Here is a 26,083-nt window from a genome sequence, read left to right as displayed (position 1 = left end):
TCAGGCCAATGCCGCTTCGGTGGCGGACGCGCAGGGATATGCCGCCACCGCCGATGCCAGCGCCCATACATCGGCCAAATCGGCTGCCGATGCCGCAACCGCCGCCGCCGCGTCCCGCGATGCCATCAAGGCGGTGCTGGACGCCCTGAACGCCGCGACTCCGCCGAGCAACGTCACGGGGGCCGCGCTGGCCACCTACAATGCCACCAAGGCGTCGCTGATCAGCGCCGTCCAGGGCTACTATTCCACGGCGGCCAGCGCCGCCGATGATGCCACAAACGCCAGCGCCACCGCCGGTGCCAAGGTGGGCCTGGCCGATACCGCCAAGGCCGCCGCCGACCTCGACGTCGACCTGACCTCGGCCAAGAGCCATTCGTCCGCCGCCGCCGCCGCCGCCGCCGATGCCAGCGCCCAGGCCACCACGGCCAATGCCAAGGCCAGCACCGCCGCCGCGCAGTTGCTGCTGGCGGCCAACGCCAAGGCGACCCTGACCCTGGCCGCGTCCGAGGCCTCGGCGGCCCAGGTGCGGGCCGACGACGTGGCCGCCGCCCTGGCCGCCAAGACCGACGTTCACGCCATCGTTAACTCCTCCACCGCGGCGACCAGCGGCACCTTGGTGGATATGAAGACGGCCATCGAGGCGAAGTACAGCGCCCTGGTCGCCAAGCTGGGTAACGTGAACAGCACCGACCTCGGCACGCTCTACGGCATGTGGAATGCCGCCAAGGCCGCCAAGGACGCAGCCCTGGCCGATGCCACGGCCAGCCCCGCCGCCCAGTCCGCCTATGACGCCGCCCTGGCGGCCTACAACACCATCAATACCGCGCTGGGCAATGCCTCGACGGTCGGGACGGCGCTCTATGCCAAGAGCCAGATGGAGACCATCCAGGCCGCCCTGGCCACCCAGATCACCAATGCTCAGACGGCCTTTGCCGCCGTGGATTCGGCCTATGACGCGGCCGTGGCCGCCCAGGCCGCCAAAAGCTCCACCGCCACCGCTCTGGCCCAGGCCATTCAGGCCGACCAAGCGGCGCAATCGGCGCTGAGCAAGGTGACCGCCGCCAGCGATTCGGCGACCACCCAGGCATCGGGCTTCGATAAGCAACTGCAGGTGGTCAAGGACAATATCGCCGCGGCGCTGAATAATGCCGCCAAGGCCGACGACTTGGCCGCCGCCGCCGATGTCTCGGCTGCCCAGACCTTGGCCGCCGCCGCGGCCACCGCGGCCGCCGACGCGCGGAGCCACTCCACTGATTCCAGCTCGGTGGTGCGTGCGTCGACCCAGGCCGATTACAATACGGTCGTGGCCAAGTTGGGCTCGGTCGCCGCCGCCTTCGACGACGTGATTGTCCAGGTGGGCCAAGGGCTCGGTCTGGCCGGGTCCTCGGTGCTGGGGACGCCGGCGGCCGTTCTGACCGCCCTTAGCACCGTCAAGGCCGATGCCGTCGCCTATCAGGGCGCGCTGCAGGCTTATGCCAGTACGGCCAGCGCCGCCAATCTGGCCAGCGTCACCAGCACCCTGGCCAAGCTGAACACCGATCTCGCCGCCGCCCAGGCGGCCATTAACACCGCCAATGCCACCACCAACGCGGTGGGTGTCGCCGCCAGCGAAACTTTCCGTGCCGAGCAGTTGGTGGTGACCGCCGGCAATTCCTATCTTCAGGCGATCCAGTCCAAAAACGATGCCGCCGCCGCCCTGAGTCTGTCCCAGACCTATAATCCCGCCACACAGATCGCCTATTGGAAGTCGGTCTATGACGCGGCGCTGCAGACGGTGCTGGATTCCAAGACCGCCGCCGCAGCGGCCTTCGCCACCGGTGTCGCCGCCCAGGCCAAGGCCGCAGCCGCCGGAGCCGATGCTAACAATTACCTGACCAATATCTTGCCGGCTCTGCCCCACGGTGCCACCGATTCCGCCGGCAAGGCGCTGGCGGCAGCGACCCAGGCGGCGGCCAAGGCCTTGTCGGCGCTGGGTACCAATGCCGATCTGGCCACGGCCAACACCATCTATGGTCAGAAGCTGGCGGTCGACAACGCCTATACGGCCGCAGCCGGTATTGCCTTCAACTCCGCGGACGTGGCCACGGCCCAGGCTGCGGCCCAGGCCGTGGCGGCTCAGGCCACCAATGCCGCCAATGCGTCGAGCCTCGTGCAGCAGTTGACCACACTGGTTAGCCAGGTGTCCAATACCGCCGTCGCCCAGGACAATACCATCCACAACCTGGGATTGCAGTATTCGACGCCGACGGCCGTGGCGGATTCCGTCTATACCCAGGCGGGTGCCCACACCTTCGACGTGCTGGCCAACGACAAGCGGGGCGGCGACAATACATCCCTGACCACCCTTGCCGGCTACACCCTGACGGCGGGCACCGCCGCTCACGGCTCGGTGTCCGTGGTCACCGTCGGCGGCCATCAGCAGATCCAGTATACCGCCACCGCCGGCTATACGGGCAAAGACAGCTTCAGCTACACGGTCAGCTATACCGACGCCACCACCGCCACCACGGTCAGCGCCAATGCCGCTGTGTCGGTGGTGGTCGAGGGCGCTGCCATCACCGTGCCGTCATCGCTCACCATCTTGGAGAACGCCAGCGCCAGCTTCAGTCTGGCGGTCAGCGACGGCAATACCCACGAGACGGTGGATCAGGTGGTGATTTCCGGCGCGCCGTCGGGATCGGTCCTCAAGGTCGGCTCGACGGTGATTACCGCCGTCGGCAACAACTTCACCCTGACCGCCGGGCAGGCTGCCAGTGCCACCATCACGGTGATTCCGCCTACCGATTACAGCGGCCAGATCGTGCTGACGGTTACCGCCACCGCCAACAATACCGATGACGGCGGCACCATCCTCGGTGTCGATACCAGCAAGCAGGTGACGTTGACCGTTACCCCGGTCACCCAGGGTGCGACCATCACCGCGCCGACCACGCTCAGTGGGTTGGAGAATCAGGCGTTTGACCTGGCGCTCAACGTGGCTGACACCCATACGGGCGAGGCCGTTTCCTCGGTCAGCATCAGCGGCTTCCAGACTGGCTCCACGGTGGTTCTGAGCGGTCAGACCCTGACGCCCAGCGCCAGTGGTGTCCTCACCCTGACGGCGGCCCAGGCGGCCAATGCCACGCTGTCGGTCAGGATGCCGCAGAACTGGTACGGCGACCGCACCTTGCTGATCTCTGCCACGGCGCAGAACGGTACGGCCGCGGCGGTGACCACCAATCAGGCGGTCAGTATTCATGTGGACGTCACCGCCCTGTCGGTCGCCGACGCTCTGACGGTCGCGGCGGGCAGCGGCCATACCCGTGTCTCCGACACGGCCGCCCATATCGCCGCGGCCGGGATTGCCACCCTGCAGAGCCACGGCATCACGTCGTTCGTGGTCACCGACAGCGGGACTCTGCCTATAACCGCGGTTCAGGGCCTGACTCTGTCTTTCAGCACCACGGGCGGCGGCCATATCCAGGTTGTCGATACGCCAGCCAACGTCAACACCGCCACCATCGCCGCCCTGGCCGCCCACGGTATCACCGAGATTGCCCTGTCCAATTCGGGCACGGTCTCTCTGACCTCGGGCAGCGGCAGCGCCAGCCTGATCGGCGGCAGCGGCAATGACACCTATGTGGCGGCGGCCACCGCGTCGGGCACCCTGACCATCATCGATACCGCCGGCAGCAACATTCTGGATGGCTCCAAGGTCGGCGATGCGGGGTTCAAGGGCGCCCGCCAGGTGGGCAACGATCTGGTCATCGATCTTTCCGCCAATGCTGGCGGCGGCCAACTGGTGGTGAAGGACCAGTATGCGGGGACCGGGGCCGGAATCGGCAGCATATTGACGGGCTCGACCCATTCGCCCTCGTCCGCGGTGGCCACCTCACTGACGGGGGGAACGCTGACGGGGAGCATTGGCGACGACATCTTCGCCTATAATGCCGCCGTCACCACCATGGTCGGCAATGGCGGAGAGGATACCTTCTTCGCCGGGGGCGCGAACCAGACCATTACCGGCGACAGCCTGGCTGGCGGCAAGGTCAGCTTCGTCTATGCCGCCGGACCGGTGACGGCCTCGCTGGTCGGCGGCGTGGCCACTCTTACCGGCGGTACGGCCACCTATACCGACACCCTGACCTATATCACGGAGTTGGAGGGCTCGAACTTCGCCGATGTGCTGTCCGGCGCGGCCAGCGGCCAGTCGGGTCTGGAAGGCGGGGCGGGCAGCGATACCCTGACCGGCGGCACAGGCTTTGTCACTGCCAGCTACAAGCATGCGGCCGCCGGAATCATCGCCAATCTGAGCGGCAGCAGCTATCTGGGCGTGGCCGCCGGCAAGGCGGTGGACAGCTATTACGTCAATGGGACGCTCACCGCCGGAACCGACACCCTGGTCAATATCCAGGGTGTGCGCGGGTCCAGCTTCGCCGATCACATCAAGGGTGGCGACACGGCGGCCTATTACGACATCGTTGGCGGTGGCGGCGCCGACGTGCTGGTGGCGGGCAATTCCGCCGTCAACTTCCGGGTCAGCACCACCGATGGCGCCACGGTGACCGGCGGTGCCGGCATCGACAGCATCGCCTTCGATGACTTCACTTCGGGCACCCTGAACAACGCCACGGCCTTCGCCCATGTCACGGGAGTGGAGACCCTGCGGCTGTCGGGAGGGTCGCTCAGCCAGGCGGTCAATCTCGACTCGACCGGCAATGTGGCGTCCATCACCCGGGTGGATGCCTCGGGCGATACCGGCGACCTTCTGGTGAACGCGGCGTCGCGCACCGGCGCGGTGACCGTCGCGTCTGGTTCGGGGGCTGATACCCTGGTCGGCGGCTCGGGCAACGACGTGCTCAGCGGCGGCAGCGGGGCCGACACCTTCACCGGCGGCCTGGGCAACGACATCATCAACGGCGGTTCGGGCGCCGACAAGGCGATCTTCAGCGGCGCCGCCGCCGATTACCGCATCTCCATGACCAACGGCACCGTGACGGTGGTCGACACCAATCCTACCCTGAACGGCAATGACGGCACCGATACTCTGTCGGGCATCGAGACGCTGCAGTTCAGCGACCGCAGCTTTACGCTCGGTTCCGGGTCGGGGCAATCGGCCGGCGGCGGGCTGGCGCTGGTGGGGGCCGCCGGATCGGGCATCTCCCTGGTCGACAGCCATACGGCGCATGTGACCCTGGAGGTGTGGGTCAAGTTCAACACCCTGCCGACATCGGGCCTGCCGGGCAATGTCTTCGGGCGGACCAACGCCTGGAATAACGCCACCCAGATGGAAGATACCGTGGGCGGCTATACCTATACCGTCGCGGTCGACCCCACCACTCACACGCTGATTTCCTACGTCGCCGGTGGCGGCTCTTCGACCGGCAGCCAGGTCGTTCAGGCCGGGCAGTGGTACCACATCACCCAGACCGTGGATTACCTGGGGGTCTCGCAGCTCTACGTGAACGGTGTCGCCGACGGCGCGGCCCTCTCGGTTCCCAACAACTATACGGACGAAGTCAACGTCATCTTCGGCAGCGCGCATCACACCATGGCGCCGATGGACAGCGAATACGGCCCCATCGCCATCTGGGACAGCGCGCGCAGCCCGACGCAGATTCAGGCGGACATGGCCTCGACCCTGGTTCCGACCACCGGACTGGTGGGCCTGTGGAACCCGGCCACCGCCTCGGGCGGCATCATCCCGGACCTTTCGGGCAGCAACAATTCCGCCTTCACCAGTAACGCCACGGTGGTGGCGCCGGCGCTGCAGGCGCTGAACGGTTCGGCCCTGGCCGATACGCTGGATGTGGGCGGCGGCTTTGTCTCCATCAACGCGGGCGATGGCAACGACGTCATCAAGATGAGTGCCGCCGATCTGGCGGCGGCCACCACGGTGATCGGCGGGCAGGGTACGGACCGTCTGACTCTGTCGGGGATCGGCGTGATCAGCCCGACCGACCAGGCCAAGCTCAGCGGCATCGAGGAACTGGCGCTGACCGGGGCGGGCAACCTGGGGCTGTCCCTGGTGGGCGGTTCTGGGCTGTCCACCATCGACGCCAGTACCAACAGCGGGACGGTGTCGTTGGATGCCTCGGCGGTGTCGTCCGGGGTCACTCTGTTGGCCGGTACCGGCACCACCAGCATGATGGGCGGTGCCGGCACGGACACCATTAGCCTGCAGATGGCCGAGGGCGCCGCGACCTTCAATGGTTCGGGCGGCAGCCTCTCCATCACCGGCGGCGGTTCGGCCTATCTCTACGGCGTCGAGCAGGTGGCGTTCAGTGATGCCAAGACTGTTTCCGTGGACAACAAAGGCGGCTATCTGACCCTGACGGGCGGCACCGGTGCCGATGTCATCAACGTGGGCAGCGGCATCTCCAGCGTCCTTGGCGGCGCGGGCAACGATACCCTGACCGCGACGGGAACGTCGTCGGTTACCACCCTTGACGGCGGATCAGGGTCGGACACCCTGACCGGCGGGGCGGGCAACGACATCTTCATCCTGTCCGATTTCAGCAGCACCGATTCTGTGAATGGCGGAGCGGGCAACGACGTTCTGAGGCTGACCTTCACCACCACCGGCGTGGTGGCTGACAGCGCGTTCACCAATATTCATGGCGTTGAAGTGCTGACACTGGCGGCCTCGGGCGCGCCGCTGTCCGTCGCCATGGGCACGGTGTCGTCGGGGGCCGGGTTCAGCATCCTGGACGCCTTGAACACCGATGCCGGTGTTGCCGTCGACGCCACCGGCCGCGGCGCGCCTTTGACCGTCATCGGTGGCTTCGGCGCCGATACCTTCACCGGCGGCTCGGGCAACGATGTCTTTGACGGCGGTTTCGGCGCGGATCAGGCGAGGTTCCACGGCAATCTGGACGGTTACCGCATTTCCACCGGCACGGGTGGCGTCACGGTCACCGACATCAACACCGTCGGCGGCAACGACGGCACCGATACCCTGAGCGGCGTCGAGACCCTGGTCTTTGCCGATCGCACCCTGACGCTGAGCGGCACGGTCGGGGCATTGGGCACCTTTGTGCCGACCGGCGCGCCCGTGACGGTTAATACCGTCCTGCCCAACAACCAGACGGATGCCAAGATCGCCCTTCTGCCCGATGGCGGCTATGTGGTGACCTGGCAGGGCTATGACGGCGGCGCTGGCGTGTTCGCCCAGCGCTTCAATTCCGCCGGCACTCCGATCGGTAGCGAATTCGCGGTCAACACGACCATCAACGGCGACCAGTATGGTCAGCAGGTGGCCGTCCTGAGCAACGGCAGCTTCGTCATCCTGTGGCACAGCGATGGCCAGGACGGCAGCAACTGGGGCACGATCGGGCGGGTCTTCCCCTCGACCTGGCCGACCAGCGGCACCCCCGGTGCCGAGTTCGTGGTTCCCTCCACCACCGTCGGCTATCAGGCCTGGCCGGTGGTGACCGCGACGCCGAACGGCGGCTTTTTCGCCGCCTGGGAGAGCGACCAGTCCGGTGGCACCGCCCTGGGGAGCAATTACCCCTTCGGTCGCATGTTCAATGCGGACGGTACCCCGGCCGGCGCGGAAATCCGGCTTTCCTCCAGCCACGATGTCTGGGGCAGCGGCTATGGCATGAATGCCGCCGTGGCTCTGCCCGGTGGCGATGTGGTGGTGCTGTGGACCGGTTTGAGCAGCAGCGACGTTTTCGGCCAGCGCATCAGCGCGGCGGGGACGCTGTTGGGCGAGTTCACGGTCAACGCCACCACCAGCGGCGCCCAGGCGGGGGCCACCATGGCCCCCTTGGCCGGCGGCGGTTTCGTGGTGCTGTGGCACAGCCAGGGCCAGGACAACGCCGACGGCAATTGGGGCACCTACGGGCGGATTTTCCCCGCTGGCTACCCCGCCAGCGGCACGGCGGGGACCGAGTTCCTGGTCACCACCGTCACGGCCGGCTACCAGGCCTGGCCGTCGGTGGTCGCCCTGGCCGACGGGGGCTTCCTGGCGGTGTGGGACGACGACACGGCCGTGTCGGGTACCCGCGTGATCATGGGGCGGCGTTTCGATTCCCAGGGCCAGCAGACCCAGGCCGACTTCGCGATCGGCGCCGGCGCGGCCGGCGGCGACAGCCATCCCTCCGCCACCCTGCTGTCCGATGGCAGCGTCGAAGTGGTGTGGCAGGCCGATGACGGCTCGGGCATGGGAGTTTTCTCCCAGAGGATTGCCCTCACCGGCTACAGCGCCAGCACCACCGCGTTGAACGGCACCGTCGCCGCCGACACCCTGGATGTGGGCAGCGGCTTTGCCACCATCGACGCGGGTGACGGCAACGACATCGTGAAGATGAATGTCGTCGATCTGAGTCAGGCCGCCACGGTGATCGGCGGCCTGGGCACCGACAAGCTCGTCCTGTCGGGTACCGGGGCCGCCAGTCTGTCCAAGCTGAGCGGCGTGGAGAGCGTCGAACTGACCGGTTCGGGTGCCGTGGCCCTGTCCCTGGGGGCGGGGAGCGGGGTGTCCACCCTGGACGCCAGTGCTTCCACCGGCTCGCTCGCCCTGGACGCTTCGGCGGCGACCGGTGCACTCAATGTAATCGCCGGCAGCGGTGCCACCAGCCTGTTGGGCGGCGTCGGCAACGACACCTTCACCGGCGGGTCCGGCAACGATCTGTTCAATGGCGGCACGGGCACCGATACGGCGAAGTTCCACGGCAACGCCGCCGGGTACAGCATCCGCGCCGCCAGTGGTGGCGTCGTCGTCCAGGACACCAATACCGTCGACGGCAATGACGGCACCGATTCCCTGGCCGGTGTCGAGACCCTGGTCTTCGCCGACCGGACTCTGACTCTGAGCGGCAGCTCCCTGTCGCCGGTCGCCACGGTCGGAACGGCCACACAGGTCAACGTGATGGATGCCGGCAACCAGGCGCCGAATGCCATCACGGCCTTGGCCGATGGCGGCTATCTGGTCAGCTGGCAATCCCTGGATCAGGATGCGGTCGGCAATTGGGGCAATATCGCCCAGCGCTACAACGCCGCCGGCAACAAGGTCGGCGCCGAGTTCGTGGTCAACGGCACCGTCGCCGGCGAGCAATGGGCGGCGCAACTGGCGCAACTGGCCGATGGCCGCATCGTCGCGGTCTGGCACAGCAACGGGCAGGCCGGCAATCCCGATTGGGGCGTCTACGGACGGGTGTTCCCGGCCGATTATCCCACCAGCGGCACGCCGGGCACCGAATTCCTGGTGACCGCCAACGGCAGCGTCAGCACCACGCTTGGTTACCAGGCCTGGCCGGTGGTCACTGCAACGTCGGATGGCGGCTTCTTCGTCGCCTGGCAAAGCGAGTATTCCGGCACCACCTTCCTCGGCAGCCACTACACGTTCGGCCAGCGCTACAACGCCGCCGGAGTCGCCGTCGGCAACCAGGTCCAGCTTTCCACCGTGGTGACCGGCGAACCGCTCGGTGGCCTCTGCGCTTTGGCCGATGGCTCGGTGGTGGCGGTCTGGCACTCCAATGACGCCAACAGCTGGGGGGTCTTTGGCCGGAAGATCGACGCCTCCGGAAATATGTCGGCGGAATTCCAGCTCAACAGCTTCACCACGGGTGACCAGTCCGGTGTATCCATTGCCGCCCTTTCCGGCGGAGGTTTCGTCGCCACCTGGCACAGTTCCGGCCAAGACGGCGCCAATTACGGGGTGTATGGGCGGGTCTACGGCGCCAACGGCACGCCATTGACCAATGCCGAATTCCAGGTCAGCAACACGAACGGCATCTGGCACGGCTACCCCGCCGTCACCGCGCTGCCGGATGGCGGCTTCCTGGCCGTGTGGGAGCAGAGCGCGGGCGGTGCCGTTCCCCACAGCCATTGGGGCCAGCGGTTCGATGCCTCCGGCGGCAAGATCGGCACGGAATTCCAGATCTCCGCCACCGGCTATACCGGCGATACGCAGCCGCAGATTGCGACCCTGGCCAACGGCGACGTGGTCGTCACCTATGTGGGAACGGGGACGTCGGGCGACGACGTATTCCGCCAGGTCATCGACCTCAGCTATGACAGCGTGGTTCTGACCGGGACGTCGGCGGCCGATACCCTCAATGTCGGCGACGGCATCGCCTCCGTCGACGGCGGGGCCGGCAACGACATCATCACCACCACCAGCGGCGGCGGCGTCACCTTGAACGGCGGCGCGGGCTCCGACACCTTGACGGGCGGTACCGGCAACGACACCTTCATTCTGTCCGATATCAGCAGCGCCGATTCGGTGAATGGCGGGGCGGGCAAGGACATCCTCAGCCTGAACTTCACCTCGGGTGGAGTGGTGGTTGATTCCGCCTTCACCAATGTGGGGAACGTCGAGACCCTGATGCTGGGCGTGTCTGGGTCGCCTCTGTCGCTGACCATGGGGCCGCTGGCCTCGGGCTCGGGCATCACCACCGTGGACGCCCATCTGTCCACGGCCAATGTGACGCTGAGTGCTCTGGCCGATTCCGCGGTGCAGACCCTGATCGGCGGCATGGCCAACGATACCCTGATTGCCGGGGCCGGCGGCGACGTGCTGACTGGCAATGCCGGCGCCGACACTTTCGTCTTCAGCGCCGGAACTGTGTCCACCCAGGCCGCTCCGGCGGTGATCACCGATTTCGCCACGGGTCTTGACCATGTGGACCTGTCGGCGGCCGGCGGGCTGGCCTATGCCCCCAGCATCGCCTGGATGGGATCGGTCGAGAATTCGGCCGCCATGGTCTCCAGCCTTGGCCAGAACGTGGTCGGCTTCTTCACCGACGGCACCGATGGCTGGCTGGCGGTGGGCGGCTCGACCCTCAACGGAACCGTGATCAAGCTGGCCGGCGTGACCACCGCGCCGGCCCAATCCGACATCACCGGGGCTTCGAGCCTCTATGTCGCGCCGGCTCCCACCGTGGTCGCCGAGACGGCGGCCGTCCGCTTCAGCGGCGCCAACAACATCCACACCACCACCAATGTCAGCACGGCCATCGACAACGTGACCCTGGAGGCCTGGGTCAAGTGGGACGGCACCAACAGCGGCGGCGCCCAGTTCATCGCCTATAACGGCAATGCCTCGTACAGCGGTTATGGCCTGTACGTGGACAGCGCCAGCGGCCACCTCGGCGTCATGGCCGGCAGCAACACCGTGACTGTTTCGTCGACCGCCATCCTGACCGCCGGGCAGTGGCAGCATGTGGCCCTGACCCGCTCCAGCGGGGTGTTCAGCGTCGATATCGACGGCACCAGCTACAGCTTCCCCAACGGCACGCTCGGAGTCAGCCAGATTTCCGGCAACGCCTATCCCGGCACCACCATCATCGGCCATGCCGGGGACGGCGGGACCGAGGGCTTCCGGGGCGAAATCGCCGATGTCCGGCTCTGGAACACGGTGCGCAGCAGCGCCGAGATCGCGGCGAACGCCCATCGCGTCATCACCTCCAGCGATCCCGATTGGAGCGCGCTGGCCGCCAACTGGACTCTGGGCCAGGGCACGGGGACCGTGGCGACGGATTCGTCGAGCTATGCCCGCGACGCCACCCTCAGCGCCACGGGTGGCCTGCCGGTCTGGGCCGACGACCGCGTCGCCATGATGGACCAAAATATCGAGGGCCGGCTGCTGTTCAGCTCGCCGCTGCCGCTGACCCTGACCGTCGGCACCGGGGCGCTGGCGCCCCAGCATGGCACGGTCCTGCTCAATACGAATACCGGCCGGTGGGTCTATGATCCCGATCCCGCCTTTACCGGGCACGACAAGTTCGTCGTTCAGGCCGATGACGGCCATGGCGGCATCACCACTCAGACCATTTCGGTCGCGGTGAGCAATTCCGGGGTGTTCAATCAGAGCCCGGTCTCGGGCGGGACACTCCTGCTCGAGGGCAGCTATGGCATGACCCTCAGCCAGAGCGCCGCGACCACCGACCCCGATGGCGACAGTCTGAGCTATTCCATCGTCGGCGGCAGCCTGACCGCCCACGGCACGGCCACCGTCAACGGCTCGGGCATGGTCAGCTACACCGGCAACACCGGCTTCGGCGGCAGCGAGACCCTCACGCTGCGGACCAGCGACGGATTCGGCGGCACCACCGATCGCACCGTCGTCGTGCATATCAATGACGCTCCGGCCCTGACCCAGGCTGGCACGCTGACGGCCAGCTATGACTTCAACGCCCTGAATGCCGGAACTATCGGTGGCCAGGACGGCTGGGTGAGCAATCGCGCCACCGACAACGCCATCGCCACGGTATCGTCCTCGGGCGCCTATGTGGGGTCGAAGGCCTTCACCAATGCGCTCATCGGCGGCAATCAGGATGTGGAGATTTCCCGTTTGTCGGGTGGCGGATTCGTCATTCCGACCCTGGTCAACGGCGGGACTCTGACCCTCGAATACGACTTTACGCCCACCTATTGGGGCAGTTTCATGCGGATCGGCGCCGATCTGGACGGCGACGGCAATATCCTGGCGACATCTTCGAACCACCTCACGACCCTCGACGCCAACGAGGGCGCCATTGGGGTTGAATACAATCTGGTCAACCAGCAGGCCATCCTGCGCCTGGCCGATGGTTCGACTCAGGTCGCCAGCCTCAACCTGACCGGGGCGTGGGAGCGGTTCCAGATCGTGCTGGATACCAACGCCTATGGTGGGCAGGGCTCCATCAGCCTCTACTACAAGGATCTGACCAACTCGGGCGCCTGGACGCAGGTCACCGGGCTGCAGAACCTCAACGCCAATCTGCTGTGGACCGGCACCACGGCCCAGAACGCCTCATTGTGGAACGGCATCCTGTATCATGCCGAGGCCGACGCCTCGATGCTGGACAACATCTCCGTCTCGGTGAGCGGTCCGCCGGTGCTCAAGACCATCGTCGAGGATGTCTCCGAAGCGGCCAATACCGGGACCCTGGTGTCCGATCTGGTGGCTGGGCATTACGTGGACACTTCCATCGTGGCGGGCGGCATGGGCATCGCCGTCACCAATGCCAATTCGACCTCCGGCAAGTGGCAGTTCAACCTGAACGGCGGCGGTGGCTGGGTCGATATCGACACCAACGTGAACTCGGTCAATGCCCTGGTCCTGGCGGCCAGCGCCAAGGTCCGCTTCTGGCCCCACGACAATTTCAACGGCAACGTTTTCCTAGACTTCCGGGCTTGGGACGGCACCGATGGCGCCACCAGCGGCACCGTGGTCAACACCAATGTCGGCAGTTCGGCCTATAGCGCCTATTCCACGTCCCAGGCCACCGGCACGCTGACCATCACCTCCGTCCAGGACGTGCCCGTATGGCAGGGCCTGATGACCGGGACCTCCACCGTGACCTCGTTCTCGGTGGCCAATGGCAGCATGGTCAGCGGCACCTTGATGGCTACTGACGGCGATATCAGCGATATGCTGACATATTCGCTGTCGGGCTCGACCCGGACGGCGCACGGCACGGTCAGCGTGACGGGGTCCAGTCTGAACTACCAGGCCGATACCGGCTATGTGGGCGCCGACACCTTCACCGTGAACGTCGATGACGGCCAGGGCCATGTGGTGGCTCAGTCCTTCACGGCCAACATGGGCTATGACGCCCATGGCATCGCCCTGGCGCTGCCGACCCTGTCGGTAGCTCAGTCGGGGACCATTACCCTGAACGAGGCCTATCTGAATCCCAATCCCAGTATTCAGGTGGGCGATTCCAAACTGGTCTACACGGTCGGTTCCCTGGCCCATCAGGGCACCCTGATGAAGGGGACCACGGTGCTGGGTACCGGGGCGACCTTCACCCAGGCCGATGTCGCCGCCGACATCATCAAGTTCGTGGCGGCGGGCACCACGGGTCCCGATGCTTTCAACTTCACCCTGAGCGACGGCATCGGCGGCACGATGACCGGCATGAACACCATGTCGTTTACGGTGGGTGTCAGCAATACCGGGCCGACTCTGACCGTGGGCACCGCCTTCATTACGTCCCAGGGCTCGGTCACCAGCATCATGGGCGGGGCCTCGGGGTTGCAGGGCACCGATACCGAGAGCGCCTTCGCCAACCAGCTCAGCTACATCATTTCCGACCTGCCCGATTACGGCGCCCTGGTGATCAATGGCCGGGTGCTGGCGGTGGGGGATGCCGTCAATGCGTCCGACCTCAACATGGGCGGCACCATGGGGCTGCGGTATTTCAACGACGGCTCGACCCACACGTCGGACTCGTTCCAGGTGCAGTTGAGCGACGGTCAGACCCTGTCGGCGCTCCAGACCGTTTCCATCGCCGTGCAGCCGGTCAATCAGGCCCCGGTGGCCGGGGCGGGGTCGGGCTATGCTCTCTATGCCACCGGCAGCACCGCCAGCACGGTGACGGTCAACGACAGCATGGGCAAGCTGGCCTTCGCCGATGCCGTGACCCTGGAAGCCTGGGTCAAGCCCTTGGCCTCCGAGACCAGCGGCCAGCTTCACGCCGTGGTCGCCCGCGGCACCACCGGCGGCAGCGTCGAATACGGCCTGTTCGTCAAGGAAGTGTCGGGCAGCCCGGGAACCTTCACCCTGGCGGTGGTGGTCGGTGGCGCCGAGGTGACGCTGGCTGGTACGCCCGCCACCTTCACGGGAACTTGGCACCATGTGGCGGCCAGCATCAGCAGCTCGGGCGCCGTCACCCTGTATCTGGACGGAGCGTCCTACGCCAGCGGCACCATCGCGACCGCGCCCCTGGCGGTAACCGATACCGGCACGCTGGGCCTGGGCGCGTCCATCGGCACCACGGGCAATGCCCTGAACGGCCTGCTGGACGACGTGCGGGTGTGGCACGGCGTGCGCACCCAGGCGGAAATCGCCGCCAATATGAGCGCCACGCTGCATGGTTACGAGGCCGGCCTGTCCGGCTACTGGCGCTTCGACGGCCTGCAGACCAATCCGGTGGATGGCAGCGTCAACGGGCTGATGAGCACGAGCGGCGGCAATGTCGCCTATACCTTCTCCGAGCGCGCGGCCCCGACCTTCACGCTGAATACCGACGGGACCCTGAGCGGCACCCTGACCGGCAGCGACGTGGAAGGCGGCGCGCTGACCTATGCCCTGTACAACACCGGCACCATCAGTGGCCAACCTAGCCACGGCGTGCTGACCCTGGGCACCAACGGCGCCTTCACCTATACGCCGGATTACGGCTTCTACGGCACCGACACCATCAAGTACACCGTCAGCGACGGCAGCCTGACCTCCACGCCGGCGGTCGCCAAGCTGGTGGTGCAGAGCCCCGGCCATGCACCCGTGCTGGGCGGCCTGTCGGCCAACAACAGCGCCGTCTACCTGAACGGCGGCACCGGCTTCGCCGCGACATCGTCCTTGTCCTCCACCTTGGGCGATTTCTCGCTGGAGGCCTGGATCAACACCCGCGACACCACGACGGGCACCCGGATCATCATCGGCCAGGGCACCACCGCAACCGGCAACGTGGGCACGACCTTCGCCCTGGCCCTGGTGGACGGCAAGCTGACCTTCCTGTCGCCCGACACCTATTCGGGGGCCATGTGGTCGCTGCAAAGCGCCAGCAGCTATAATGACGGCGCGTGGCACCACGTGGCCGTGGTGCGCGAAGGCGGCGTCTACAAGCTCTATGCCGACAATCAGCAGATCGACACCGTGTCGGTGGGCACCGTTTCCGCCCAGCCCTCGGCCACCGACCTGATGATCGGGGCCATGCACTATGGCGGGACCGGCACCGTCGACACCAACACGGCCTTCAACGGCCAGATCGACGACGTGCGCGTCTGGAACGTGGCCCGCACCGGCGCCCAGATCGTCAACGGCAAGGGCCTGGAGCCCACCGGGGCCGAGACCGGACTGGTCGGCGCCTGGAACTTCAACAACATTGCGGGCACCGAGCCGGTCTCGTCGCTCAACGCCAACGGCCCCAGCCTGATTCCCATCGGCAATTCCATGCCCTCGCCCACGGATGGGCAGGCCATGCATTTCAACGGCTCCTCATCCGCCGCCGTGGCCTTTGGCGGCACCATCGGGCAGGGCTCGGGGCCGTTGACCTTCGAGGCCTGGATCAAGACCAGCTCGGCCACCAACCAGACCATCGTCTATATCGGCCAGGACGGCGCCAATACGGGGATGTCCCTCTATGTCGCCGCCAACGGCAAACTGGGAATTGGACAGTCGCAGAACGGCGCGATCACCCTGGGCACCGCCAACGTGGCCAACGGGCAATGGCACCATGTGGCCGGCGTCGTCAACGGCAATGGGACCGTCACCTATTATGTGGACGGCCAGCTGGATGGCACGGCCACCATCAACGCCTACAACCTGAGCGGCCCGGTCTATCTGGGCAATTCGGCGGCCCCTGGGACCGCCGCCCAGAACTTCACGGGCGAGATCGCCGACGTGCGGGTGTGGAACACCGCCCGCACCTCCCAGAACATCCTGGCCGACATGGCGCCGGTCTCCTGGAACTCCCAGGCCGGTCTGATCGGCGCCTGGACCATGAGCGAAGGCCAGGTGGTCAACATGGCCGGGCCGGACGCCACGGCGACGGGCAACGTCACGGCTTCGGTGGGGCCCTATGGTTCGGCTCCGGTGGGCAGCGACCACGTCAGCACCTATGCCGGACACGCCATCAGCGGCACGGTATCCATCTTCGACCAGGAGGGCAGCGGCCTCACCCTGAGTCAGACGGGGACGGCCCCGGCCCACGGCACCCTCAGCCTGGGGGCCAACGGCGCCTTCACCTATACGCCGACCAGCGGCTATGTGGGGTCCGATACCTTCACCCTGCAACTGAGCGACGGCACCAGCAGCAGCACCAAGAGCTACACGGTGGACGTGGCCAACCCGATCACCGTGGCCGGGGCGACCGAACGGACCTCGGTGCTGTTCGCCAACGGCACCTCCAAGGCGGCCAGCATCTACCTGCCGGGCGAGGAATTCGCCGGCGGCCAGCTCAGCGTCGAGTTCGACGTCAATCTCGGCAACGCCAACCTTGCCCAGACCCTGTTCAGCCTGGGCGTGGGCGCCAATGCCATGCTGAAGGCGACGGTGAGCGCCTCCGGGGAACTGGGCCTCTATGTCGACCGGGACGCGTCGGGCGCCGGATTCTCCCAGTTCCCGGGGGTGTCCACCATCACCTCGTCGTCCTGGCACCATGTGGCGGTCACCTATGATCACGGCACGGCCAAGATCTACCTGGACGGCTCGCTGTCGGCCACGGTGACGGATACCTCGGGTACGGCCAGCGTCATGTCGTCGCTGAACACCATGACCCTCGGCGCGGAGTTGAACAGCAGCTTCTTCACCAAGGGCATGTTCGACAACCTCAAGATCTGGAACACCAAGCTGAGCGCGGACCAGATCGAGGCCGGGGATATCGACGGCCTGGGAACGGGGACGGGGGCCGGGTTGATCGGCCATTGGACCTTCGATGCCGACCATGGCAACGGCAGCAATAACGACACCAATTACGATGCCTACATGCAGTTGGGCAGCGGCAGCCATGTGGGGACCCCGCCCCTGCGGGCGGCGGTGTTCGGCGACACCCAGGCCGTCGAGCTGGCCGGGGCCAATGCCTCCACCAACGTCACCCACTTCACCGTCGAGGCGAAGATCAATTGGGCCGGCACCTCGCCCGGTGACGGCGGCGTCATCTTCAGCAACGGCGACTGGGGCAGCTCGGGCTATGCCCTGCTGCTCGACAACAGCGGGCGGATCGTCATTCAGGGCAATGGCGTCGGAGCCGCCGTGGTCCAGAACGCCAATCATCAGGATATTCTCGTCGCCGCCAACCAGTGGACCGACATCGCCCTGGTCAATGACAACGGCGCCTGGTCGGTGGTGGTCGACGGGGTGCGCTACACCCACTTCAGCGACGGCAATGGCGCCAACAGCACCACCAGCATCGTTCCCGCCGTCAATAATATCTCGGGTGCCGCCCATACCGGCGAGACGGTGATCGGGGCCGGCTTCGACCAGACCAATCTGAGCGGGGCCTTGGCCTCCACCACCCATTTCCAGGGCCAGATCGCCGAGGTCCGGCTGTGGAACGAAGCCCGTGGGCTTTCCGAGATCGGCGCCGACCAGAACGGCAATCTGTCGGGCCATGAATACGGGCTGGCGGGTTACTGGAAGCTGGACGAGGGCACGGGCACCACCGCCTATGACCTGACTGGCCTGCATAACGGGACCTTCAGCTCGGCTGCCACCTGGGCCACCACGGATCATGCCGATCTGGCGGTCAGCGTCAAGCAAACCCAGGCGTTCAGCTTCGACGGCAGCAGCAAGTACCTGTCGGCGGGCGATGTTCTCGATCCGGGGGCGGACGACTTCACCCTGGAAGCCTGGATCAATCCGACCACCTCGCTGTCCGGCACCCATATGATCGTCGCCAAGGAGGGGGCGGGCTCGACCGAGCCGGGCATGGCGCTTTATCTCAGCGGAGGGGTCCCGACCCTGCGGCTGAACGGTGCCGTGATCCTGCAGGCGGGCAGTGTCACCCTCGACACCTGGAGCCACATCGCGGTGACTCGCGGTGGCGACCAATACACCTTGTACATCAATGGGGTGGCGGTGAAGAGCGTCTCGGCCCTGGATGCCGATATCTCCAACGCCTACGACCTGACCATCGGCGCACGCAGCGATCTGGCCGGCACCGGCCTGGATTCCTCGACCGCCTTCAACGGCCAGATCGCTGACGTGCGGCTGTGGAGCGTCGAGCGCGATGCCCAGAATGTCCATGATTCCATGCCCGGTAATAATGCCGATCACGAAGGGCTTCTGGCCGCCTGGGTCGGGACCGATCTGACCGATGCCACGGGCAATGGTTACGACCTGCTCCTGCCGGCCGGCGTGACCAATGTGGTGCAGACCGCCGCCAGCGGCCTGAACGTCTTCAATGATGGCGTGGACGTGGCACGCAACGGGCAGTATCACGGCATGCTGGTCGCCCATGACGCCACCGGGGCGACGCTCAGCTACAGCGCTACGGGTCTGACCTCGGGCAGCCTGACCGCCCACGGCACCCTGGTGGTGCATTCCGACGGCAGCTTCGTCTATACCCCCAATACCGGCTACGAGGGGATGGACAGCTTTACCCTGACGGCGACCGCCAACGGCGTATCGTCCAGCAAGCTGGTGGCGGTGCGCGTCGACGATCCCACCGAGATTCTGGGCGCCACCCAGCATATGGGGCAACTGGTCCTGGACGGCAGCAACCATGCGGTTGTGACCAACGCCAACCAGCTGGCCTATTTCGGCGGCAACGATTTCACCATGGAGGCCTGGATCGAGCCGACGGCCGCCGCCCTGCTGGGCCACGCCACCATTCTGTCCAAGCAGTTCGGCGATTCCCTGGGCACCGCCCAGATCCGCCTGGAACTGGTGGGGGGCCATCTGCAGTTCGTCGGGGCGGACAGTTCCGCCAGTCCCGCCTATACCCTGCAGGCGTCCAGCGCCCTGGCCGCCGACCAGTGGGCGCATGTGGCGGTGACCCGCTCGGGCGACACCATCACCCTGTTCGTCAACGGCGAGGCCGTGGCGTCGGGCAGCCACACCTTCAGCAATTACTCGCTGTCGTCCAATGCCGACCTGTGGGTCGGCCAGTCGGTGTCCAACAGTGTTGCGGTGAACGGCTTCGAGGGTGCCATCAGCGATGTCCGCCTGTGGAGCTACGGCCGCAATGCCCATGATATGGCGTCCAGCTACAATCAGGTGCTGGACGGCACCGAATCGGGTCTGGTCGGTTACTGGAACGGTGCCGGCGGGGCCACGGACCTGTCGGGCCACGGCCACGACTTCGTGCTGCCCGTCGCCAGCGGCGTGATGCCCATCACCGGAGCCACGTTCGACGGCGCCACGGATTACGTCAAGACCGCCTCGCCCATCAGCCTGACCAGCCATACGGTTTCCGCCTGGATCCGGACCACGGACAATGCCGCCGGCTTGGATGGCGGCATCTTCTCCACCTACAGCCCCGGCGCGACGGCTTGGGCGCAGATGGCCGTCTATGACGGCAAGCTGGCGGCGGAGGTGACCACCAACGGCACCACCGGCAAGTCCTATCTGGGTACCACCAACATCGCCGACGGCCAGTGGCACTACGTCACCTATGCCGTGGACTCCGCCGCCAATACCCTGAAGCTGTATGTGGATGGCGTGCTGGAGAGCACGACCGTCCAATCCGGCTGGAACAGCTCCATTTCGGGCCTGACCATCTCGGCCGGCGCCCAGATCGGCGCCGCGCACGCCACCGACAATTTCTTCACCGGCGATATCGCCGACGTGCAGGTGTGGAACGGCGGCCTGAGCAATACCCAGATCGTCCAGACCATGCGGAACGAGCCGGCCGGCAACGAAAGCAACCTGCTGGCCGCCTGGAACCTCAACGAGGCCAGCGCCGCCGCGACGGTGATCGATGCCCACGGGGCCCTGAACGGTACCGTCTACGGGTCGCTGACCTCGGTCTCGGGCACCATCTCGGTCAGTTCCAGCCCGGCGGTGATGGCCGTCGTCCCCGAGACGGCCCTGCATTTCAACGGCTCGGCCGCCATCAATCTCGGCTCCTCGGTCGGTCAGGGCAACGGCCCGCTGACCTTCGAGGCGTGGATTCGGACCTCCGATACCTCGCAGGCGCAGATGATCTTTACGGCCGGGACCACCAGCACCGGTCAGGGGCTGTGGATCTATTCCGGCGTCGACGGGAAGATTCATCTGACGACGGCTGGCGACGCCGGACCCGTCGCGGGCAACGGCGTGGTGGCCGACGGCCTGTGGCACCATGTGGCCGTGACCTTGAACAATATCGACGCCACCATGGCGGCCTACAGAATCTATGTGGACGGGACCCTGGACGGCACTGGCGTTATCGGCGACTACAACATCGCCGGTGCGGTCAAGCTGGCCACCTCGTACAGCACGTCCACGCCGCAATTCGTCGGCGACATGGCCGAGGCGCGAATCTGGACCACCGCCCTGTCGCAGGTGCAGGTGGTCTCGGCCATGAACATGGAGCAGACCGGAGCCGAGACCGCCCTGGGCGGCTATTGGCGCCTGGACGAAGCCCCGGTGGCCGCCGTGGTGCAGGACGCCACCATCGGCAATCACGACGGCTCCGTGACCGGCGCCCTCACCGTGATCCACAACGACGCGCCCCTCTATGACGATGTGGTCGTCGCCCAGGCGGGCGTTCCCTATCACGGCACCCTGGCGGCCATCGCGCCGGACAGCTCCGGCGGCGTGGTCAACTGGACGGCGGGGACGTCGCCCACCCACGGCACTCTGGTGGTCAACACCGACGGCACCTTCACCTACACGCCCAATACCGGCTGGTACGGCGTCGACAGCTTCAATGTGGTGGCCACCGGCATCGGTGACGGCAATACCACCACCAAGCTGCTGTCCATCCGCACGGAAAGCCCGGTGGAGTTCGTCGGTTCGGGGGCGGCGGGCGGGTCGCTGCAATTCGACGGAACCGGCTATGCCTCGTCCACTGCCGTGATGCTGTCCAACAAGTCGTTTAGTTGGGAGTTCTGGGCCAACAAGGCGGCCGGCTATGTCAACGGCCAGACCCTGCTGAGCCAGGGAACGGCCGGCTCTGGAACGGATCTGTTCGTCGGCTTCGACGCTTCGGGCAATCTCCGCTTCTCGCTGGACGGTCGCAGCGGCGGAACGGCGGTGACCTATCCCGCCAGCGCCGATACGGGGGCCTGGCACCATTGGGCCGGCACCTATGACGCGGTGTCCAACACCTTGACTCTCTATCGCGATGGCGTGGCGGTCGGCAATTCCGCGGCAGCCAGCGATTATTCCGGCAGCGGCAATTTCTATGTGGGCGGCACGCCCGCCGCCGGCGGCAGCTATGTGGGGCAACTGGATCAGGTGCGCCTGTTCGACGATGTCCGCACCCCGCTGGAGATCTGGAAGAACTGGCACCGGACAGAGGAGCTTTCCTCCGATCATCTGATCGCCGAGTGGAACATGGACCGGGTCTACAACGCCAACTCCACCGGCGTGCTGCTGGATAATTCGAGTTACGGTCACGATCTGACCCTGGCGGTCAGCACCGGACTGAACGATTTCAGCGGCAACGGCCATTCCCTGACCCTGCCGGGCGGCGGTGCGAATCTGGCGACGATCGGCGGCCGGACGGCGGTGCAGCTGTCGGCTTCCACCGGAATCAACGTTGCCAACCAATCCGATCTGGCCACCGGCACCGGGGCCTTCACCTATGCGGCCTGGATCCGGGTCGGGTCGGGTGTCACGGTACGCGGCGACATCTTCGACAACGGCGCCGATGGCGTGGGACAGACCGCGTGCTTCTACGTGGAGAACGGCAAGCTTCACTTCGACGGCCAAAGCGTCACGGGACCGCAATCCACCGCTTCGGTGAATGACGGCGCCTGGCACCATGTGGCGGTGACCTATGACGGCGCCGGCCACGCCGTCCTGTACATCGATGGCGGTCCGGACGGGGCGGCCACCCTGTCCCAGAATCTGAATATCGGCGCCGGCGCCGCGGTGATCGGCAATCTGAACTACCAATGGACCCAGATGGCCTTTAACGGCGAAATCTCGGACATGGCGGTGTGGAAGTCGGCGCTGACCCAGACCCAGATTCAGTCGGCCGCCACCCTGGGCGGCAACGAGGTCAGCACCTCCACCCTGGCGGCCGATTGGACGTTCGGGACGGGCGCCGCGCCGGTGAACGTCAACACCATGGGCAAGGTGGCGGACTTCAACGGTTCGACGAGTGTCATTGCTGGCGGCAACAGCAAGATGGATTACTCCGGGGACTTCACCCTGGAGGCCTGGATCCGTCCCGACACCGCCACCGCCCACCAGAGCATTGTGTCGGCCACCTCCTCGCTGGGCGGGAATACCGTCAACCTGTTCAACCTGGAAATCGCCAACGGCCAGCTGGTGTTCTCCATGCAGGGCAATGCCGGCTCCAACGTGGCGTCGCAAGGCCTGACCTTGTCCGGTCCCTCGGCCAGCCTCGGCTTGTGGAGCCACGTGGCGGTCGTCGTGCACAACGATGTGGCGACGCTCTACGTCAACGGCCAGAGCGTCGGCACCTCTTCGGCGTTTATCGGGAGTCGGTTGTCGACGTGGAGCAATTTTGAAATCGGCCATGATGCCAATGTGAGCGGCAGCTATTTCGATGGCCAGATGTCCGATGTCCGGGTGTGGAAGGATGCGCGGACGGCCAGCGAGATCTCGTCCTACATGACCACCCGTGTGAACGGCGAAGACGACAAGCTGGTCGGCAATTGGCGTCTTGACGACATATCGGGCGGCTTTGCGATCGACAGCAGCGGCAATGGAAGTGCCATTGTCACGGCGGTCAGCCTGACCGGAGCCAAGGCGTCTCTGTTCGATGACGCCGTCGTCACCCGCGAGGATACCGAGTTGCGGGCCGGGCTGTTCGACGTGGATCACCTCAATTACAGCCAGCCCACCTGGGCGACCGTCGCCCAGGGGCCGCAGCACGGCACCCTGTCCCTGGTGGGCACCACGGTGCTGGGCACCACCACCTTGTCGGCCGGCTCGGTGTTCCTGACCGGCGGCTCCATGTCCGCCGGGGCCAGCGGCTACAGCTATACCCCGGACGCCAATTACTTCGGCTCGGATTACTTCGTGGTGGCCATCAACGATGGCAGCGGCAACCTGACCTACGGCACGGTGGGCATCGGAGTGCGCTCGGTACGCGATGCCCCGGCCATCGTGGGGGGCGCCGACTTCTCCGTGGTCAAGAACGGCAGCGAGACCCTCAACCTTCAGGTGGTCGACGAGGTCGGTGCACTGGGCGGCGACCAATACTCGGTCGCCCTGACGGTCGGAATTGGCAGTCTCAGTCTCCATACCACGGGGGGAATCTCTTTCACCGCCGGCAGCAATGGCAGCCACAGCATGGTATTTACCGGGAGCCTCGATCGCATCAATGCTGCGCTGATGGAGGTTGTTTACCAGTCCGATCCCGCGTCGACCGGCGAAAACATCAACCTGACCGTCACCGACCTTTCCAACGGCTCGATCACCGTGTCCAAGACCATGGCGGTCACGGTGAGTCCGGCCAATCTGGCCCCGGAGATCACCGGCGGTGATATCGGGGAATCCGTAGCCGGGGCCGTCTATAACGGCATGCTGCTGGCGACCGATCCCGAGGGTGGTCAGCTAACCTTTACCAAGACCGGCAATCCCAGCCATGGCACGGCGACGGTCACCGATGCCGCCACCGGCGCCTACACCTATACCGGCACCGCCGGCTATAGCGGCTGGGACAGCTTCACCTGGTCGGTGGGGGACGGCGTGACCACCACTATCGGCGGCATCGAGCATATCGCCGTCTATGACCACAACCGGACCTGGGCGGGCGGCGCCTCGGGGACCTGGGGAACGGCGGCAAGCTGGAACACCACGCTGGTCCCGGATTCGGACGCCAGGGCGGTGATCGGCAACGCCACGGTCGATCACCTTTCCGGCAGCGATTCCGTCGCCGGCCTGTCACTTTCCGGCGCGACGCTGAATCTGAGCGGCGGGACGCTGGCCCTCGGCCTGGAGGGGCGGCTCGACGGGCCGTCGCAGCTCAATGTCGCCGGCGGCGTGCTGTCGCTGGCCAGCGGTGCCATCCTGTCCGATTTCGGCGGCTTTGACCTGAGCACGGGCGGCAGCCTGGCGGGCAGCGGATACCTTGGTATTTCCGGTGCGGCCGTCATGTCCGGCACGGTGGGGATCGGCGGCAACACACTTGCCGTCTATAACGGCGGTGCCATGACCTCGACCTCGCTCAGCGGGACCGGCACCATGCGGGTGCAGGGGGGAAGCTTCATCATGAAGGGGGCGGATTACATCGGCTCCTATCTGGAGGTCGCCGCCGCCGCCGTGTTGTACATGGATTCCAACCTGACCGTCGGCACCGATTCCGTCAGTGCCAGCGTGCATCTGGCCCATGCCTTCAACAATTACGGCGACATCCAGATGACCGGTGGCAGCGGGTTCGTCGGTACCTCCCTGATGGTCGCCGACGCGCTGACCAACCACGGCAGCATCGAGGTGGGCGGATTCAACGGCGCCGGCACCATCGCGGCGACCAGCTTCAGCAATTACGGCGAGGTGAATGTCGGCCACGCCCTCAATCTGGTGGCGGATGCCTTCGACAACCATGCGACGCTGACCCTCAGCAACAACCATATGCTGACCGTCAGCGACACCTCCGCCACAAGCCATGCCCTGATCGACAATCTGGGCAAGATCGCCGGCAGCGGCACCATCAACGCCACCGATGCGGATTTCATCAATCACGGTTATATCAATCCCGGCGATTCCTCATCGGCCGGCACGTTGGGGGTGACGGGCAGCCTGAGCCTGGCCGAAAGCTCGCATCTGGTGCTGGATTACTGGAACGGCAGCTTCGACCGCATGAATGTCAGCGGCAGCCTGACCCTGGACGGCACCCTGGACATCTACAGCCACGGCACCATCAGCGGCAATCCCACGGCGACGCTGCTGACCTGGGGGACGGGCGGCCTGTCGGGCGCTTTCGAGGTCATTCACGGCATCGACAGCGGCACCGGCTGGATCTGGGATCCGACCCTCAACGGCACCAGCCTGTCGGTGACCGCCCATGCCGCGACCACCGTCAACGGCAATTCGACCTATAACGGCGGAGCGACGGCTGATTACGTCATCGGCCTCGGCCAGAACGAGATGGTGCATCTGGGTGGCGGCGCCGACGTCTATGCCGGCCACGGCAGCTACAACACCATCGGTGTTTCCGACATGAACTTCCACTTCCTGGATGGCGGCGCCGGCGGCGGCAACACCTTGCAGTGGGAGAACCTCAACAATCAGGCCTTCGATCTGACAGGGCTGTGGAACAACGCGGTACAGAACTTTGACGTCCTGGACCTCAGCCACGCCAACAACAACAATGCGGTGCTGGATCTCGCCCACTTGCAATCCATGCTGAATGGCACCAATGCGGTGACCGGCACGGGCAATGCCCTGGTGGTCATCGGCGGGAACAGCGTCACCCTGGCGGGCAGCGGCTGGCAGGCCAATGGCACCGCCGAACTGACGGTCAACGGGCAGCACGACAGCTATACCCAGTACTCCAACGGCGATACCCACGTTTACGTGGAGAACCACACTCACGTCGGGTGA

General features: G+C 66.0%; 1 protein-coding gene (running past one end of the window). It reads left to right on the top strand.

All coding sequences use genetic code 11. The features are described from left to right. Window positions 1–26,083: the 3' portion of a LamG-like jellyroll fold domain-containing protein gene (locus AMB_RS17310; RefSeq protein WP_043745011.1), read on the top strand. The gene continues 2,618 nt to the left of window position 1, outside the view; the window shows 26,083 of its 28,701 coding nt (coding positions 2,619–28,701); its start codon lies off the left edge, out of view; it ends in the stop codon at window positions 26,081–26,083.

The organism is Paramagnetospirillum magneticum AMB-1 (genome assembly GCF_000009985.1).
Classification (GTDB): Bacteria; Pseudomonadota; Alphaproteobacteria; order Rhodospirillales; family Magnetospirillaceae; genus Phaeospirillum; species Phaeospirillum magneticum.
Note: the sequence above shows the minus strand (reverse complement) of the source record. Positions and strands in the feature narration are given on the sequence as shown.